This window comes from Streptomyces sp. NPDC059567 (genome assembly GCF_042735655.1).
Classification (GTDB): Bacteria; Actinomycetota; Actinomycetes; order Streptomycetales; family Streptomycetaceae; genus Streptomyces.
The window spans coordinates 27220-44798 of sequence record NZ_JBHWBS010000060.1; the positions used below are offsets into that span (position 1 = coordinate 27220).

14 protein-coding genes are annotated in these 17579 nt (G+C 70.0%); 6 read left to right on the forward strand and 8 right to left on the reverse strand.

Annotated features, from left to right (window positions below; genetic code table 11):
* Positions 1-118: 118 nt before the first annotated feature.
* Positions 119-2692 (reverse strand): aminopeptidase N, encoded by a 2574-nt coding sequence (gene pepN / locus ACFVZW_RS24205; RefSeq protein WP_384524824.1) that lies wholly within the window; start codon positions 2690-2692, stop codon positions 119-121.
* A 136-nt stretch (positions 2693-2828) separates the two neighbouring features.
* Between pepN and ACFVZW_RS24210 the strand changes: the two genes are divergently transcribed.
* Complete coding sequence (locus ACFVZW_RS24210) at positions 2829-3464, forward strand: DsbA family protein (protein ID WP_384524827.1); 636 nt, start codon at positions 2829-2831, stop codon at positions 3462-3464.
* 117 nt (positions 3465-3581) lie between these two features.
* Here ACFVZW_RS24210 and ACFVZW_RS24215 read toward each other — a convergent pair whose 3' ends face one another.
* From ACFVZW_RS24215 to ACFVZW_RS24225, 3 genes are all read right to left on the reverse strand, one after another.
* On the reverse strand, positions 3582-4226 hold the full coding sequence (locus ACFVZW_RS24215) for a superoxide dismutase (RefSeq protein ID WP_384524830.1): 645 nt from the start codon (positions 4224-4226) through the stop codon (positions 3582-3584).
* Between the two features lie 164 nt (positions 4227-4390).
* On the reverse strand, positions 4391-5803 hold the full coding sequence (locus ACFVZW_RS24220) for an amino acid permease (RefSeq protein WP_384524833.1): 1413 nt from the start codon (positions 5801-5803) through the stop codon (positions 4391-4393).
* Positions 5804-5918: 115 nt separating this feature from the next.
* A complete protein-coding gene (locus ACFVZW_RS24225; protein ID WP_384524859.1) occupies positions 5919-7313 on the reverse strand; it encodes an amino acid permease in 1395 nt (464 codons plus the stop codon).
* Between the two features lie 268 nt (positions 7314-7581).
* Between ACFVZW_RS24225 and ACFVZW_RS24230 the strand changes: the two genes are divergently transcribed.
* Positions 7582-8175 (forward strand): biotin transporter BioY, encoded by a 594-nt coding sequence (locus ACFVZW_RS24230; protein ID WP_384524836.1) that lies wholly within the window; start codon positions 7582-7584, stop codon positions 8173-8175.
* Between the two features lie 211 nt (positions 8176-8386).
* On the opposite strand, the gene ACFVZW_RS24235 is transcribed toward ACFVZW_RS24230, so the two are convergent.
* The gene (locus tag ACFVZW_RS24235) at positions 8387-9832 is read right to left on the reverse strand and encodes an amino acid permease (protein WP_384524839.1); all 1446 of its coding nucleotides are present in this window, start codon (positions 9830-9832) and stop codon (positions 8387-8389) included.
* Positions 9833-10016: 184 nt separating this feature from the next.
* Between ACFVZW_RS24235 and ACFVZW_RS24240 the strand changes: the two genes are divergently transcribed.
* Positions 10017-10511, forward strand: coding sequence for a ribose-5-phosphate isomerase (locus ACFVZW_RS24240; protein WP_329120558.1), 495 nt, complete (start codon positions 10017-10019; stop codon positions 10509-10511).
* A complete protein-coding gene (locus ACFVZW_RS24245; protein WP_384524842.1) occupies positions 10511-11320 on the forward strand; it encodes an Fpg/Nei family DNA glycosylase in 810 nt (269 codons plus the stop codon). Before ACFVZW_RS24240 ends, ACFVZW_RS24245 begins: the two co-directional genes overlap by 1 nt.
* Before the next feature lie 71 nt (positions 11321-11391).
* On the opposite strand, the gene ACFVZW_RS24250 is transcribed toward ACFVZW_RS24245, so the two are convergent.
* Positions 11392-12621, reverse strand: a complete 1230-nt coding sequence (locus ACFVZW_RS24250) for a GNAT family N-acetyltransferase (RefSeq protein WP_384524845.1) — start codon at positions 12619-12621, stop codon at positions 11392-11394.
* Between the two features lie 107 nt (positions 12622-12728).
* Between ACFVZW_RS24250 and ACFVZW_RS24255 the strand changes: the two genes are divergently transcribed.
* Positions 12729-13874 (forward strand): PP2C family protein-serine/threonine phosphatase, encoded by a 1146-nt coding sequence (locus ACFVZW_RS24255; protein WP_384524847.1) that lies wholly within the window; start codon positions 12729-12731, stop codon positions 13872-13874.
* Positions 13875-14133: 259 nt separating this feature from the next.
* On the opposite strand, the gene ACFVZW_RS24260 is transcribed toward ACFVZW_RS24255, so the two are convergent.
* Entirely contained in the window at positions 14134-15252 is a 1119-nt protein-coding gene (locus tag ACFVZW_RS24260; protein WP_384524850.1) for an acyltransferase family protein, read from the reverse strand.
* A 347-nt stretch (positions 15253-15599) separates the two neighbouring features.
* Between ACFVZW_RS24260 and ACFVZW_RS24265 the strand changes: the two genes are divergently transcribed.
* Positions 15600-15794 (forward strand): hypothetical protein, encoded by a 195-nt coding sequence (locus ACFVZW_RS24265; RefSeq protein ID WP_384524853.1) that lies wholly within the window; start codon positions 15600-15602, stop codon positions 15792-15794.
* A gap of 56 nt (positions 15795-15850) precedes the next feature.
* On the opposite strand, the gene ACFVZW_RS24270 is transcribed toward ACFVZW_RS24265, so the two are convergent.
* The gene (locus ACFVZW_RS24270) at positions 15851-17422 is read right to left on the reverse strand and encodes a hypothetical protein (protein WP_384524856.1); all 1572 of its coding nucleotides are present in this window, start codon (positions 17420-17422) and stop codon (positions 15851-15853) included.
* Positions 17423-17579 lie beyond the last annotated feature (157 nt).

Sequence of the window (17579 nt, forward strand, 5' to 3'; positions counted from 1 at the left end):
TACGCGCGTTCGAGTGCCGAAAAGGCACCACCACCGCGGCCCTCCCCTATCCCGTCGTGGACAGGCGTTCCGCAGGGGCTGACCCACACGCCTGCGGAACGCCTGCCCTCAGGGTGCGTCAGGCCGCCCCGTCACACGCCTGCGCGCGCAGCGCACGGGCCAGGTCGTCCCGGGACTCCAGCACCAGCCGGCGCAGCGCCGGCGCCGCGTCCTCGTGCGCGGACAGCCACGCGTCCGTCGCCGCGAGCGTGGACTCGTCGTCCTGGAGGCCGGGGAACAGCCCTCGGACCACGTCCATGCCGATCTGGATCGACCGCTCGGCCCACACCCGCTCGATCGCGGCGAAGTACTTCTCCGCGTACGGCGCGAGCAGCTCCCGCTGCGAGGGCTGCGCGAAGCCCGCGATCGTCGCCTCCACCAGAGCGTTCGACAGCGTGTCCGACTCGACGACCTGCGCCCAGGCCTGCGCCTTGACCGCCGCCGAGGGCCGGGCCGCCAGACAGCGCACCTGGTGGCGCTTGCCGGTCGCCGTGTCGTCGAGGGTCAGCTCCTCGCCGATCCGGGCCTCGTCCGCCCGGCCGTGCGTGGCCAGCGGCTCCAGGAACGACCAGCGCAGCTCCTGGTCGACATCCAGGCCGTCGATGCTCGCCGTACCGTCGAGGAGACCCTCCAGGAGCCGGAAGTCCGCGTCCGAGGCCGCCGTCGCCGCGAAGAACCGCGCCCAGGTCAGCTGGTGCTCGCTGCCCGGCTCGGCCACGCGCAGCTCGCGCAGCCCGCCCTCGGCGAGCAGCCGGCCGCCCTCCGCACGCCATGCGGGCGCCGCGTAGTGCGTGACCGCCGTGCGCGCCCAGGCATGCACCATCTGGAGCACGCCGATGTCCGTCTCACGGCCGGCGAACTCCAGCACCACCGCGACGAAGTCCCGGGCCGGCATCAGACCGTCCCGCGTCAGGTTCCACAGCGCCGACCAGCACAGCGCGCGGGCCAGCGGGTCGGTGATGTCGCCGAGGTGCGCCCGCAGCGTGGCCAGCGAACCCTCGTCGAAACGGATCTTGCAGTAGGTCAGGTCGTCGTCGTTGACGAGCATCAGGTCGGGCCGCTCCTGGCCCGCCAGCTCGGCGACGATCGTCCGCGCCCCGGTGATGTCCGCCTCCGCCCGCGCGAAGCGGACCAGCTCGCCCTCGGGCGACAGTCGGTACAGACCCACGGCCGCACGGTGCGGACGCAGCTCGTCGCCCTCCTGGACGACGGCCAGCTCCGTGACGCGGCCCTCCGCGTCGTAGGTGACGGCCGGCGTCAGGGTGTTGACGCCCGAGGTCTGCAGCCAGGCGCGGGACCACGCCTTCATGTCGCGCCCGGAGGTCTCCTCCAGGACCGACAGCAGATCGGCGAGGCGCGTGTTCCCGTACGCATGCCGCTTGAAGTAGCGGCGCGCGCCCTCCATGAACGCGTCCCGACCCGCGTACGCCACCAGCTGCTTCAGGACCGAGGCGCCCTTGGCGTACGTGATGCCGTCGAAGTTCAGCTTGGCGTCCTCCAGGTCACGGATGTCGGCCGTGATCGGGTGCGTGGACGGCAGCTGGTCGGCGCGGTACGCCCATGACTTGCGGCTGTTGGCGAAGGTCACCCAGCTGTTGGTGAAGCGGGTCGCCTCCGCCAGCGAGAAGGAACCCATGAAGTCGGCGAAGGACTCCTTCAGCCACAGGTCGTCCCACCACACCATGGTGACCAGGTCGCCGAACCACATGTGCGCCATCTCGTGCAGGATGACGTTCGCCCGGCGCTCGTACGCCGCCTGCGTCACCTTGCCGCGGTAGATGTACTCCTCGCGGAAGGTCACCATGCCGGGGTTCTCCATCGCGCCGAGGTTGTACTCGGGGACGAAGGCCTGGTCGTACTTCCCGAAGGGGTACGGGTAGTCGAAGTTGTCGTGGAAGAAGTCGAAGCCCTGCTTGGTGATCAGGAAGACGTCGTCCGCGTCGAAGTGCTTGGCGAGCCCCTTGCGGCACATCGCGCCGAGCGGGATCTCGATGTCGCCGCGCTTGTACGTGTCGGTGACGTAGTGGTACGGACCGGCCACGACACACGTGATGTAGGTGGAGATCGCGGCCGTCTCGGCGAACCGCCACACCCCTTCGGCGTCCTGCTCGCCCACGCCGTTCGACCAGACCGTCCAGCCCTCGGGCGCGGTCACCTCGAAGCGGTACGGGGCCTTGAGGTCGGGCTGCTCGAAATTGGCGAAGACCCGACGGGCGTCGGCCGGCTCGTACTGCGTGTAGAGGTAGACCTCGCCGTCCTCCGGGTCGACGAAGCGGTGCATGCCCTCGCCGGTCCGGCTGTAGGCGCACTGCGCGTCCACCACCAGGACGTTCTCGTCGGCGAGGTCGTCCAGCGCGATCCGGGCACCGTCGAAGACGACGGCCGGGTCGAGCGCGCGCCCGTTCAGCTCGACGGAGGTCACCGCCGGGGCGATCAGGTCCACGAAGGTGGCGGAGCCCGTGCCGGTACGGCGGAAGCGGATCGTCGTCACCGAGCGGAAGGTGCGCACGCTCCCCGTGCCTTCGGCGGGGGGACCCCCGTCCCCGGACTCGCCGACCGCCGACCGCAGATCGAGGGCGACCTCGTACCCGTCGACGGACAGCAGCGCGGCCCGCTCGCGGGCCTCGTCGCGGGACAGATTCTCACCGGGCACGGTCACTCCTTCGTGGCGCCTTCGAAACAGCACCGATCCTCCCATGTGCCACTGACGCACGGCACTCGGGGAATGTCCCCGCCGACCGATGGTGTTGCTCCCTCTGGCGCATAGACATCCGTCCCTGAGGAGTGACATGTCCGAGAGCAGGACCACCGCCGACTTCTGGTTCGATCCGCTGTGCCCCTGGGCCTGGATGACCTCCCGCTGGATGCTGGAGGTCGAGAAGGTGCGCCCGGTCGACGTGCGCTGGAAGGTGATGAGCCTGGCCGTCCTCAACGAGAACAGGCTCGACGAGGTCCCGGCCGAGTACCGGGAGATGCTGGAGACCAAGGCCTGGGGCCCGGTCCGTGTGGTGACAGCGGCCCAGCAGCTGCACGGCGACGAGGTGGTCGGCAAGCTCTACACGGCGCTCGGCACCCGTTTCCACAACGACGGCGAGGGGCCCACCCGCGAGGCGATCTCGGCGGCCCTCGCGGACGTCGGCCTGCCGGCCGAGCTGGTGGACTACGCGGACAAGGACACCTACGACACCGAGCTGCGCGCCTCCCACAAGGAGGGCATCGACAAGGTCGGCCAGGACGTCGGCACGCCGGTCATCTCCGTCCCGGGCGCGGACGGCGACCAGGTCGCCTTCTTCGGCCCGGTCGTGACGCCGACCCCGCGCGGCGAGGCGGCGGCCCGGCTGTGGGACGGCACCCTGCTCGTGGCCTCGACGCCCGGCTTCTACGAGATCAAGCGCACGCGGACGGCGGCGCCGAGCTTCGAGTAGGACCCCGCCCGGCCATGGAAGAACCCCCGTGATTCACGTCATCACGGGGGTTCTTCTTTCATCCGTCCGCAAGTGAAGGTTGAGAAGACGATCACGAGCAGGACGAGCGGGGGCCGATCAGATGGAGATCAGCGGGACGGACGTCTTGGCGGCCTGGTAGCGCTTGTTCACGTCCTGCCAGTTGACGACCTGCCACATGGCCTCGATGAAGTCCACCTTCTGGTTCTTGTACTGCAGGTAGAAGGCGTGCTCCCAGGCGTCGAAGACCAGCACCGGGATCGAGCCCTGGCCGACATTGCCCTGGTGGTCGTAGACCTGCTCGACGATCAGCCGGCCGCTGATCGGCTCGTACGCGAGGACACCCCAGCCGGAGCCCTGGGTGGTCGCGGAGGCCTTGGTCAGCTGGGACTTGAACTTGGCGAAGGAGCCGAAGGACTCGGTGATGGCGTCCGCGAGGTCGCCCACGCCGTCGGCCGCGAGCGGCTCGCCGCCGCCGCCGTCCTTCGGGCTGTCCATGTTGTTCCAGTAGATGCTGTGCAGGATGTGGCCGGAGAGGTGGAACGCGAGGTTCTTCTCCAGGCCGTTGATCGAGCCCCACTGCTCCTTGTCGCGCGCCTCCTCCAGCTGCTCCAGGGTGTCGTTGGCGCCCTTGACGTAGGCGGCGTGGTGCTTGTCGTGGTGGAGCTCGATGATCTGGGGGTTGATGACCGGCTCGAGCGCCGCGTAGTCGTACGGAAGTTCAGGAAGTGTGTAGATCGCCATGCCGAGCCCTCCGCTGCTGCTTATTGCAAACCTTATGCAGCTGCAGGCTAGCAGCAGGTGCACAAGGAAGTTGATCAGCCCTTCGTCCTAGGTCCGGCGTCCCGGACATGGCGGAACCCCCGAACCGCAGACGGTTCGGGGGTTCCGGAAGAGAGGGAGCGAAGTCAGGAGGCGCGGCCCGATACCGCCTTCTGGCGGACGAAGCCGATCACCGCGAGCAGCACCGTGAGGGCGCCCGTCCAGTACAGCTGGACCCGGGTGCCCTCCTCGCGGGCCATCAGGAAGAAGATCGCGGCCATGCCGGCCAGCGCCACCCAGGTCAGCACCGGGAACGCCCACATCTTCACGACCAGCTTCTCGGGCGCCTCGCGCTCGGTGCGGCGGCGCAGCAGCAGCTGCGAGACGGCGATGAAGAACCAGACGACGAGGATGATCGCGCCGATGGTGTTCAGGAGCCAGATGAAGATGTCGTCCGGCCGCCAGTAGCTCAGCATCACGCAGAGGAAACCGAAGACCGAGGAGACGAGCACCGCGGGTCGCGGCACGCCGCCGAACGTACGGCCCAGCGCCTTCGGGCCCTGGCCGCGGGCGACCAGCGAGGTGGCCATCCGGGAGGCGCCGTAGATGTTGGCGTTCATGGCCGACAGCAGAGCGACCAGCACGACCACGTTCATGATCTGGCCGGCGGCCGGGATGCCCAGGTGGTCGAGGGTGGCCACGTACGGGCCCTTGTCGACGACCGCCTTGTCGCCCCACGGGACGAGCGTGACGATGACCGCCATCGAGCCGATGTAGAAGAGCGCGATGCGCCACATCGCCGTACGGACGGCCTTGGCGACGCCCTGGACGGGGTGCTCCGACTCGGCCGCGGCGATGGTGACGGTCTCCAGACCGCCGTACGCGAACACCGAGGCGAGCAATCCGACGATCAGCCCCTCGGAGCCGTTCGGGAAGAACCCGCCGTCACCGGTGAGGTTCGCCATGCCGGGGGCGTCCGTGCCGGGCAGCACGCCGACGATGGCGAGCACGCCGATGCCGAGGAAGAGGACGATCGCGCCGACCTTGAGCGCGGCGAACCAGAACTCGAACTCGCCGAAGTTCTTCACCGCCGCCAGGTTGGTCCCGCAGAACACCAGCATGAAGAGGGCCACCCAGGCCCACTCCGGGGTGCCCGGGAACCAGCCGGTCATGATCTTCGCCGCGCCGATGCCCTCCAGGCCGACGGCCACGCAGAGCAGGAACCAGAAGGCCCATCCCGCGGTGAAGCCGGCCCACGGGCCGATCGCCCGCTCGGCGTGGACGGAGAACGAGCCGGAGGCCGGGTTCGCCGCCGACATCTCGCCCAGCATCCGCATCACGAGCATGACGAGCAGACCGGAGATGGCGTAGGCGACGACGATCGAGGGACCGGCGGCGGCGATACCGGCACCGGAGCCGACGAAGAGGCCGGCGCCGATGACGCCACCGAGGGCGATCATCGACAGATGGCGCTGCTTGAGGCCGTGTGTGAGTCCCTGTGAGGGGGGTGCCTGGTCGTCCTTGCGGTCGACGGGCTCGGGCGCGGTGGTCCGTGACATGGGCCGCCCTGTTCATTGGCTGAGACGGGGGAACGGCCCACAGTCTGGGTGGGTGCCCCGCTTACAGGGAACAGATGTCCGCTATACGGTCACGACCTTCACACAAAGTGAAGGATTATGACCGAACCGTACGGAGCTCCCGCAGCCACGCCACCAGCAGGACGGCCCCGGTGGCCCCGGCCGACCACAGCACCTGCGGCCGCGCGGCGTCGTCGGTCAGCATCAGCATCAGGACCGCAGCCATCGCGGCCAGCGCCGTCCAGGTCAGCCACGGGAAGCCCCACATCTTCAGCATCAGGGTCTCCGGCGCCTCGCGCTCGATCCGGCGGCGCAGCTTCAGCTGGGAGACCGCGATCAGGGCCCAGACGAAGAGAAGCACGGCGCCGACCGCGTTGAGCATGTAGAGGAAGACCGTATCCGGCCACTTCAGATTCAGCAGTACGGAGACGAAGCCGAAGGCCACCGACGCGAGCACCGCCCGCCGCGGCACCCCTCCCCCCGAGATCCTCAACAGCCCCTTCGGCGCCTCGCCGCGCTCGGCGAGCGAGAAGATCATCCGCGAGGAGCCGTAGAGGTTGGCGTTGAGCGCCGAGAGCAGCGCCACGAAGACCACGACGTTCATGATCTGGCCGGCCGACGGCACCCCGATGGAGTCGAGCACGGCGACGTACGGCGACTGGCCCGGCACCATGGAGGTCCAGGGCAGCAGCGTCACGATCACCAGCATCGAGCCGACGTAGAAGAGAAGGATCCGCCAGACGGCGCTGCGCACCGCCCGCGCCACGTTGCGCGCCGGGTCGTCCGACTCGGCGGCGGCGATCGTGACGACCTCCAGGCCGCCGAAGGCGAAGACGACGGCGAGCACGCCGGAGACCACGCCCTCCCAGCCGTTGGGCAGGAAACCGCCCTGGCCGGTCAGATTGGTCATCCCCACCGGATCCGTGTCCGGCAGCCAGCCGACGATCGCCAGCGTCCCCAGGGCGAGGAAGAGGACGATCGCGCCGACCTTGAGCGCGGCGAACCAGAACTCGAACTCGCCGAAGTTCTTCACCGCCGCGAGGTTGGTGACGGTGAACACGATCATGAAGATCAGGACCCAGCCCCACTGCGGGACCCCCGGCACCCAGCCGTGGGCGATCCGCGCCGCGCCCGTCGCCTCCACCGCGAGGACGACGACCAGCAGGAACCAGTACAGCCAGCCCACCGAGAAGCCCGCCCAGCGGCCGAGCGCCCGCTCGGCGTGGACGGAGAAGGCGCCCGACGCCGGCATGGCCGCCGACATCTCGCCGAGCATCCGCATGACCAGCATCGCGAGCGTGCCCGCGATCAGATACGACAGGACGATGCCGGGTCCGGCGACCGCGATGCCCGCGCTCGAGCCGACGAAGAGCCCGGCCCCGATCACCCCGCCGAGTCCGAGCATCGTCAGATGACGCTGCTTCAGGCCGTGGGAGAGCGGCTCCGGTTCGGGGGCGAGGGGAGCCGGGGCGGCAGGCGGTGCGTCGTGCATGAGGGGGCTCGTGCCTTCGAAAGCGTTCATGGGGCATTTATGGAGAACCCACAGTCTCCCCGGTGAGCGGCCCCTGGCGCAAAATGGCCCTCTTGCCAGCTCCTCGCCGTGACAAGCGTCACGTGGCGCGAGGCGTGGATCCAGTTCTTTGTTTGATCTCGACGAAGGGCCCAACCTCCCCTTTGTGGGCGGCTGATGGTGATCGAGCGTTCACTCCTCGACTACGGTCGATCCGTCCCCGTACCCCCTCACCCCCTGCGGAGTACCGATGAGCACCGCCGTCGCCCCTGTCCGTTCCCTCCGCTCCGGGACGGTCCTCGCCGACCTGCTGCCGTCCAGCCGCGCCCGCGACATCGCGCTCGTCGTCGGCGGCGCCGCCCTCACCGGCATCGCCGCGCAGATCGCCGTCCCGGTCCCCGGCTCGCCCGTCCCCGTCTCCGGCCAGACCTTCGCGGCCCTTCTCGTCGGCACGGCGCTCGGCGCCCGCCGCGGCTTCCTCTCCCTCGCGCTGTACGCGGTCGTCGGCATGGCGGGCGTGCCCTGGTTCGCGCAGGCCTCCTCGGGCTACACGATGCCGTCCTTCGGCTACATCCTCGGCATGCTGCTCGCCGCCACCGTCGTCGGCGCCCTCGCGCGCCGCGGAGCCGACCGCTCCGTGCTCCGCACCGCGGGCGCGATGGCGCTCGGCTCCGTGATCATCTACGCGGTCGGCGTGCCGTACCTGGCCTTCGCCACCGGCATGTCGTTCGCGCAGGCGGTCGCCGCCGGTCTGACCCCGTTCCTCGTCGGCGACGCGCTCAAGGCCGCGCTCGCGATGGGCGTGCTGCCGACCGCGTGGAAGCTCATCGGCCGGAAGGGCTGACGCGGTCGGTTCCGCCTGAAGAGGTTCGCCGGGTCGAGGTTCGACTTCAGCCGGGCGAGCCTCTTTTGCGTTTCCGCGTCGTACCCGGCGTCGCCGGGGCGGAAGACGCGCCGTGCGGGGACGGACATGAGAAAGCTCTCCGTTCCTCGGGGGATTCCCTGGATGCGGAGAGCTTCTCGGGCATACCTGACAGAACCCGTCAGGTATGGATTCAGTCCTTCGTGACGGGCTCGGCGTTCTTGCCGAAGCGGTCGCGGACCACGGCGATGGCGACCACGAGGCCCGCCACCAGCAGCGACAGCAGGACCTGCTCACGGGCGGAGCCGCCGTTGTAGAGCATGTAGCCGAGGACGAAGACGATCATCGCGATGGTCGCCCAGGTCAGGTACGGGAAGAGCCACATCTTCACGAGCAGCTTCTCCGGGGACTCCCGCAGGATGATCTTGCGCATGCGCAGCTGCGAGAAGCAGATGACCAGCCAGACGAAGAGCGCGATCGCGCCGGACGCGTTCAGCAGGAAGGCGAAGACCGTGTCGGGCCACTTGTAGTTGAAGAAGACGGCGACGAAGCCGAAGATCACCGATCCGATGATGGCGGCCGTCGGCACGCCCTTCGCGTTCGTCCGGCCGAAGGCCTTCGGAGCGTCACCGCGGCGGCCGAGGGAGTGGGCCATGCGGGAGGCGGTGTAGAGGCCCGAGTTCAGGCAGGACAGCACCGCGGTCAGGATGATGACGTTCATGATCTGACCGGCGTGCGGGATGCCGATCGAGTTGAGCGCCGCGACGTACGAGCCGTCCTTCTGCAGCGACGGGTCGTTCCACGGCAGCAGCGAGACGACCACCAGGATCGAGCCGAGGTAGAAGATGCCGACCCGCCAGATCACGCTGTTGGTGGCCTTGGCGACCGCGCGGCGCGGGTCCGACGACTCGCCCGCGGCGAGGGTGACGATCTCGCTGCCCATGAAGGAGAAGACGACCATCAGGATGCCCGTGAGGATCGCGCCGTAGCCGTTGGGCAGGAAGCCGCCGTGCTCGGTGAGGTTGCTCAGTCCGGCGGACGAGGTGTCCGCACCCGGCAGGACGCCGAAGATCGCGAGCCCGCCGACCACGATGAAGGCGGCGATGGCGACGACCTTGATGCCGGCGAACCAGAACTCGAACTCACCGTAGGAGGCGACCGAGCCGAGGTTGGTGACGGTCAGGACGACCATCACGATCAGCGCCCAGGCCCACTGCGGGACGGCCGGGATCCAGCCGTTCAGGATGTCCGCGCCCATGGTCGCCTCGACGGCGAGCACGACGACCCAGAAGAACCAGTACAGCCAGCCGATGGAGAAGCCCGCCCAGCGTCCGAGCGCCCGGTCGGCGTGGGCCGAGAAGGAGCCGGAGGTGGGGTTCGCCACGGACATCTCGCCGAGCATCCGCATGACGAAGACGACCATCGTGCCCACGAGCGCGTAGGACAGCAGGATTCCGGGGCCTGCGGCAGTGATGCCGGCCGCGGAGCCGCCGAAGAGGCCGGCGCCGATGACGCCACCGATGGCGATCATCGAGAGGTGGCGGTTCTTGAGACCGGCCTTGAGCCCGTCGGACTGCTGCGAATCACCGGTGTTTCCGGTGGTCCCGCCTTCCTTCGTGAGGGTCGGCTGCGTGTTCATGAACGCTTTCCTTCGTGTGGGGGGCGCTCGGGTCGCGAGCCCGAGCATTCAACACCGGGGGACGGGGTTATCGGAAGGGCTGATTCCGATTCGTTGTGTAAGGGCCGAACGTCCGCACCGACGCGGACCAGGGCCCCGACCCCGCTGACCGCTACCCAGGCCCCGCCGTGCCACACTCGGACCCATGCGCGTGTACCTCGGCTCCGACCATGCCGGCTTCGAACTCAAGAACCATCTCGTCGAGTGGCTGAAGGCCCATGGCCACGAGCCCGTCGACTGTGGTCCCCACATCTACGACGCCCTGGACGACTACCCGCCGTTCTGCCTGCGCGCCGCCGAGAAGACGGCCGCGGACCCGGACAGCCTGGGCATCGTCATCGGCGGCTCCGGCAACGGCGAGCAGATCGCCGCGAACAAGGTGAAGGGGGTGCGCGCCGCCCTCGCCTGGAGCGAGCAGACCGCCGCCCTCGGCCGCGAGCACAACAACGCCAACGTCGTCTCCATCGGCGGCCGGATGCACACCCAGGAAGAGGCGACGAAGTTCGTCGAGATCTTCCTGAGCACCCCGTACTCCGGTGACGAGCGTCACACCCGCCGGATCGACATGCTCTCCGCGTACGAGACGACCGGCGAGCTCCCCGCGATCCCGGCCCACCACCCGCAGGAGCCGACCGCCTGATGCCCGAGGGGCACACGATCCACCGACTGGCCGCCGACTACCGGGAACGGTTCGGCGGCCGGTCCGTGCGGGTGACCAGCCCGCAGGGCAAGTTCACGGACTCGGCGGCACTGCTCGACGGCGCGGTCCTGGACTCCACCGAGGCCCACGGCAAGCACCTCTTCCTCGGCTTCCCCGGGGAGGAGTGGGTCCACATCCACCTGGGCCTCTTCGGCAAGGTGAACTTCGGTGACGCCCCGGCCCCGCCGCCCACGGACACCGTGCGGCTGCGGCTCGCGAACCCCGAGGCGTACGTCGACCTGCGCGGCCCCACCACCTGTGCCCTGATCACGGACGCCGAGAAGCGGGCGATACACGACCGCCTGGGCCCGGACCCGCTCCGCGAGGAGGACGACCCCGCCAAGGCGTGGAACCGGATCTCCACGTCCCGCACGACGATCGCGGCCTTGCTCCTGGACCAGAAGGTCCTCGCGGGCGTCGGGAACGTCTACCGCGCGGAGGTCCTCTTCCGGCACGGCATCGACCCGTACCGGGCGGGCAAGGACCTGACGCGCCGCGAATGGACGGCGATCTGGACCGACCTCGTGGGACTGATGCGCGAGGGCGTCCGCCTGAACCGCATCGACACGGTCCGCCCCGAGCACACGCCCGAGGCGATGGGCCGCCCACCACGCGTGGACGACCACGGCGGCGAGGTCTACGTCTACCGCCGCGCACTCCAGCCCTGCCACATCTGCGGCACGGAGATCCGCACGGCCGACCTGGCGGCCCGCAACCTCTTCTGGTGCCCGGGCTGCCAAACGCGCTGACGCGCGGGGGCGCACGGGACGGCGCCTCGCGGGCGACTCCGCCCCGTGCCCCCGCCCGCGACAAGACACCCCTAGAACCCGTGCGGCAACCACGGAGCCACGGGGGACCCGAAGGCGACGGACGCCTCCACGAGGGCCCCGTCGCGGAGCTCCCGCACGCGCCCGGCCGCGGCGAGCGAGACCAGCGAGGTCCCACCCAGATACGCCGCCCCCAACTCCCGTACGGACAAGGCGAGATCCGCCGGATCCTCCGTCCGCACGCACACCGCCCCCGCGGCGTCCCCGGTCAACCGCCACCGCCCCTCGTTCCAGGGACAGAACGCGTCGGCGACCTCGAACACCACGTCCACCCCCACCTGGTACGTCCGCGCAGCCAACGCCGCGCCCACGTCCACCAGACGCAGATGCAGAGAGTCCCGCTGCGCCGGCACGCAGCGCCGGATGTCGCTCACCAGGTGCTGCCACGCGTCGTCAACCGGCCGGCCGTGGACCGTCACCGAGGACGTCAGGTCGATCGAGCAGAGGAATCGCCACAACGCCGCCTCCGCCGCCGGATCCAGCGCCCCGAGATCCTTCAGCAGCACACTGCCGTCGGGCCCGCTCTGGGACCACTCCGGCTTGATCGCGTACAGCGCGTAGCCGACGACCTCCCCGTCCCGCTCCGCCAGCACGCACTGTCGCGGCGAGGCCCCGCCCCGCTCGCTCTCCGGGTCGAGCAGCGGCAGCCGCTCCCACTGCGGCCTGCGGGCCATCATCCCGGGCCGGCGCGGCACCAGCCGCGCGTAGACCGCCTCGCACGCCGCGGCCGCCTTCGCCGGATCGGCCTGCCGCAGCACCACGTCGTCCGTACCCTCCGGCACGGTGAGCCGCACGCGGGTCGTGTCGATCGTCGCCCGCGTCTGATAGGTGGCGATGCCGTAGCCGAAGCGTCCGTAGATCCCCGGCTCCGAGGCCGTCAGCACGGCCAGCGGCTCGCCCCACGCCCGTAGGTCGTCGAGCTGACGCCGCATCATCGAGCTGAGGATCCCGCGCCGCCGGTGCGTCGCGGCGACGCTCACCATCGTGACGCCCGCCGTCGGCACGATCGCGCCACCCGGTACGGACATCCGGAACGAGAAGGCGCCCGCCGTGCCGACACAGCTCTCGCCGTCCCAGACGCCGAGCGAGCGGTCGTATTCGGTCAAGTCCCGCCAGAGCTGCCGCTCCTCCGGAGCCTCCGCGACGCCGCCGAAGGCGAGCAGCAGGTTCTCGTACCAGTCGTCCCACTCCGCCGGGTCCAGCACGCGCAGTTCAGTCGTCATATGCCATCGATATCAGCGCCCACCAGCCCGACGCGACCCGATTTCACGTGCAATGTCTCAGGGGTCCCCCTGCACGAGGTCCGACCGGGTGGATAGGGTCCAGGCCAATGGGAAGTCGCGCGGGTGTCGCCTCGTACTCGGCCCGGATGCGCAGGAGCGCACACCGGGTCCGCATCGCCCTGCGCAAGTCCGGCGTCGACTACTTCCGGGGCGAGGGCTCCGACTGGGTCGCGTTCGCCGGACTGCTGCTGACCATCCCGGCGATCACCGTCGGCACCCTCGCCAATCCGGTGTGGTGCGCGCCCGCCGCGCTCGTCCTGCCGATCGTCGCCGGGGGACTGCTGCTGCGCCCCGCGAGCCTGCTCGCGCTGTACGCGGCGGCCGCCGGCGCCCTGATCGTCGAGTCGGTCGTGCTCGGCCCGTACACGCAGGGCCCGGCCCGGGTCACGCCGGGAACGGTCCTGGTGGTGGCGGCCTGCGGACTGTTCGGGCTGCTCATCGCCCAGTTCCGGGCCCGCGTGGGCGTGCCCTGGCGGCGCGGCGGCACGATGCTCTTCGACCTGCGCGAACGCATCCGGGCACAGAGCGCCCTGCCACGGCTCCCCAAGGGCTGGCACCGCGAGATGGCGCTCCGCCCGGCCGGCGGCCAGTCCTTCTCCGGTGACTTCGTCGTCGCGGCCCGCACCCACGGCGGCCGGACCCTGGAGGTCCTGCTCACCGACGTCTCCGGCAAGGGCATGGACGCCGGCTCGCGCGCCCTGCTGCTCTCCGGGGCCTTCGGCGGACTCCTCGGCTCGCTGCCGCCGCACGGCTTCCTGCCGGCCGCCAACGGCTATCTGCTGCGCCAGGACTGGGACGAGGGCTTCGCCACCTCGATCCATCTGGTCCTCGACCTGGAGTCGGGGGACTACGAACTCCTCTCCGCCGGGCATCTGCCCGCGCTCCAGCTCCACGCGGGCACCGGACGCTGGGAGGAGAAGTCGGGCGAGGGCCCGCTCCTCGGCGTCTACGACGGCGCCGAGTTCCACCCGGTCAAGGGCTCGCTGCGGCCCGGCGACGTCCTGATGCTCTTCACCGACGGCCTCGTCGAGGCCGCCGACCGGGACATCGCGGAGGGCATCGACCGCCTCACCGGCGAGGCCGACCGCTATGTCGCCTCGGGCTTCGAGGGCGCTGCCTGGCATCTGATCGAAGCCTGCGCGAAGGACGTCAACGACGACCGCGCCCTGCTCCTCATCAGCCGCCAGGCCTGATCTCCGGCGCTCCGGAAACCGGCCCGTCAGCAGAACACCCCGCCGGAAGCGGAAACCCCGGAAGCGGAACACCCCGCCGGAAGCGGAGCACCCCGCCGGAAGCGGAACACGCCGTCGGAAACGGAATCCCCGGAGGCGGAACGGCCCCGGAGGCGGAACCGCCCCGGAAGCGGAACGGCCCCGGAAGCGGAACGGCCCCGGACCGTCCCGTGCTCGGGAGGGTCCGGGGCCGTCCGGCGTCGTTCTCGACCGGCTCGCGTCAGGCCTGCTTCGCCGGCGCGTCCTTGCGGAAGGCCCACGCCATTTCGGGCTCCGTGACCCACTTCAGCGCCCGGCGTACCAGAGGGGTGCAGAGCAGCGTCATGACCACGAGCGCGGCGAGGGTCACGACCACCCGGCCCGGCGCGGTCGCCAGCCACGGGTTGTCCTCGAAGAGGCCGAGGTAGCTCAGACCCCGGATCACGAATCCGTGCAGCACATAGCCGCAGATGGTGCCCGCGCCGAGCGCCGTGAACCAGCGCCGGCTGCCGGGAACGAGGGAGAGGAACGCCGCCGTCAGCACCAGCGTGCAGAGGAAGAGGATCCCGGCGATGAACAGGCCCCACCACACGCCGACACCCATCTCCTGCACGCTCTGGGAGCGGTAGAACCAGCTCAGGTAGAGGGTGGGCGTCAGCCAGTAGAGGAGGGGAATCGCGGCGGCGAACACTAGGACCGAGGCGATGCGCACCGGCCGCCGCCTCAGGAACACGAAGTGCTCGGGCTTCATGGACAGTCCGAGCACGAAGAACGGCAGGAACTGGAGCACCCGGGACATCTCCAGGGTGCCGCCGATCGCGGGGGTCACCGACGCGAGCGTCGCGATCACCAGGGACGTCGCCAGCGGCCACCGCACGACGCGCCAGAACGGGGTGGTCAGCCGCCAGATGAACAGGGCGATCAGGAACCACATCAGATACGTGGGGTGGAGCAGGCTGATCGACCGGAAGGTGTCCGTCCCCCACCGGGTGAACAGCGTGTACGCCACCTCGAAGACGACGTACGGCACGACGACGCCGGTGAGCAGCCGCTTCAGCTGGTCCGGGCGGCCCGTGTAACTACGGGACAGATAGCCGGATACCAGTATGAACACCGGCATATGGAAGGTGTAGACCAGCATGTACAGGCCGCGGGTGGCCCGGCTTCCCTCGATCACCGCGGGCCACACGTGCCCCATGACGACGAGCAGGATCGCGAAGTACTTCGCGTTGTCGAAGTAGGGATCGCGCGCGGTGGGTTTGCGGGCGGCCTCGCCCTTACCCCGCGTCGTCGGGACCGACCCCGCCTCCTCGCCCTCGGGCAGCGGAGTCCTGGCGCTTGTCTGTATGGCGGAGGACATTCGAGGACCCTAGCTGTGTGACACCTGTGATCAAACCATGTGGCGCATAAGGGGCATTCGATGCGTTGAGTGGCGAAATCCCTTCCCCGCTTCGCAGTTATATGTGCGAAATCCGGGGCAAACCACCCTTGGTTGTGCGGGTGTGCTGTATCTCTCTCTTTGCGTTCCTGTGGAACGTCCGCGGACCCGTCGGCGTCCCGGCCGGAATCTCGCGATCTTGTCCGCGACGGTTCGTCACACCGCAGCGGGGGCAGGGGGGTTGATGGCACCATGGATACAGCGGGGGGTGTTGTGTGACGCGCGCTCCCTGGCGGGCAAGGTGGGACCGACCGAGGGTGTGATCAGTTGTGGCCATTTCACTGTCTGTGGTGCTGCTGTTGGCGATCATCCTGGTGGTGCTGATCCGCGGCGGAAGCCTCAAGGCCGGCCCGGCCGTGGTCGCGGTGCTCTTCGGCTTCTTCCTTGCCTCCACGGGCATGGCCGACGACATCCAGCGCTTCCTCGACTCGATAACGCAGACCGTGGGCTCCATCAAGTTCTGAACAGGCCACGGGCCCCCGCCGATCCCGGCGGGGGCCCGTGGCGCTTCCGCGACGCGTCAGAAGAGGGCGACGCCCTTCCAGCCCTTGGCATGCAGGGTCACCGGCGCACCCAACGAGCCGTCCTCGGCGGCCGGGTGGAGCAGCAGGGCGCCCGAGCGGTCGAGGGAGACCAGATCGCTCCGCCCGTCGCCGTCCAGGTCGCCCACGACGGCCACGGAGGGACGCTGCCGCGCCGTCCAGCCGGACGGGGAGACGGTGGTCGGCGCCCCGAGCGCCCACGGCTCGGCCGTGCCGTAGTCGACCGGGAAGTGCTGCAGCGTCCCCCGGCGGGTGTCCCGTGCCCAGAAGAACGGCATACCGGAATCCGCGGGGCCGTCCGAGAAGTGGACCGACTTCGAGGCCCAGCCGCTCGCGGCGAGAACGGACGGTTCACGGACGTAGAGCGGCCCCCCGTTGTTCAGGTCGAAGATCAGCAGTCGGTCCGCTTCCTTGGCCAGCAGCATGGGCTGGGTGCTCTCGCTCCGGCTGACCGCGATGTCCGAGACGCCCGACCAGTCGTATCCGGTGATCTCCACCGGCTCGCCGAAGCCGCCCGCGCCATTGCCCGGGTAGGCGAAGAGCTTCCCGCCCTGCAGCGCGACGATGTCGTTGCGGACATCGTTCGGCTCCTGGGGGCCGTACCGGTTGATCAGCCAACTCGCCCTCGCCAGCCGGGCGTTCGACCAGTTCCGGCCATCCGCGACCACCGGCACGCCGAAGCCTCCGCCCTCCTGCCCGGCGCGCAGCGTCAGCTTCCCGTCCGCGCCGACACCGAGGAGATCGGCGCGGCCGTCGCTGTCGTAGTCACCGAAGCGCTCGATGAACGGGTAGGTGATCCAGTAGTCCGCCGAGGCGCGGTCGGAGATGTTGCCCCCGCGGTCCACGGCCCGCGCCCAGACCGTGGCAGGGCCCGTGGACTCGGGGGTGACGAACGTGGTCGTGGCGGTTCCGTCGGAACCCACCGGCACCCGCTCGTGCTGCGGGCACGTCACCGTCGTCGGGTCCGAAGCGACGCAGAAGTGGTCCGCCTCGGTCCCCTCCGGCAGGCTGAGGCGCACCGTGCGCACCGTTCCGGGCGGCACCCCGTTCGGGTGCTGCGCGGTGTCCGTGAAGACGACCGTCGGCGCGGCCGGCCTCGTCAGGTCGACGTTGAAGCCGCACGGCGCGGTCCACGCCGAGGCGCCGCTCCTGCTCTCCAGCCGGGCCTGCCACCAGTAACCCTCGCCCTCGGGCAGCCGGCCCTGGGGCACCCGCAGTGTGGCGTGGCTTCCGGCGGACGCGCCGACGGAGGTGTCGAGGATCGGGGCGGTGTCGGGGTCGGTGCCCTGACGGAGCACGAAGTGCGCCTCCGGGTGACCCTCGGTGCTGCTCTCGCCCTCGACCCGCAGGGTGAGACTGATATCCGTGTTGCCGATCCAGGGCAGCGTGCCGGTGGTGACGCACGTCCCTCCGGGCAGCACCTTCGGATCGGCCGTCGTGTACGGATACGCCTCCGCCGCCTGCGCCGTCCCGCCCCCCAGCAGCCCCGCCGCGCACGCCAGGGCCAGCGAGGCCGCCCCCAGCCAGGTGTTCGCCCTCGTTCTCTTCATCGGTTCCCCTCCCGATCGAGCAGTTGATCACTGCCGGGCGAACCTATCCGGGCCCTGTGACACCCGGCATCGGGATGTCCTGACTGTCGCTGATACCCATCGGACGCGGCCGACGAGCGTCGGAGGGTCTAGAGCGGGGGGCGCCGGCTCAGGTCCC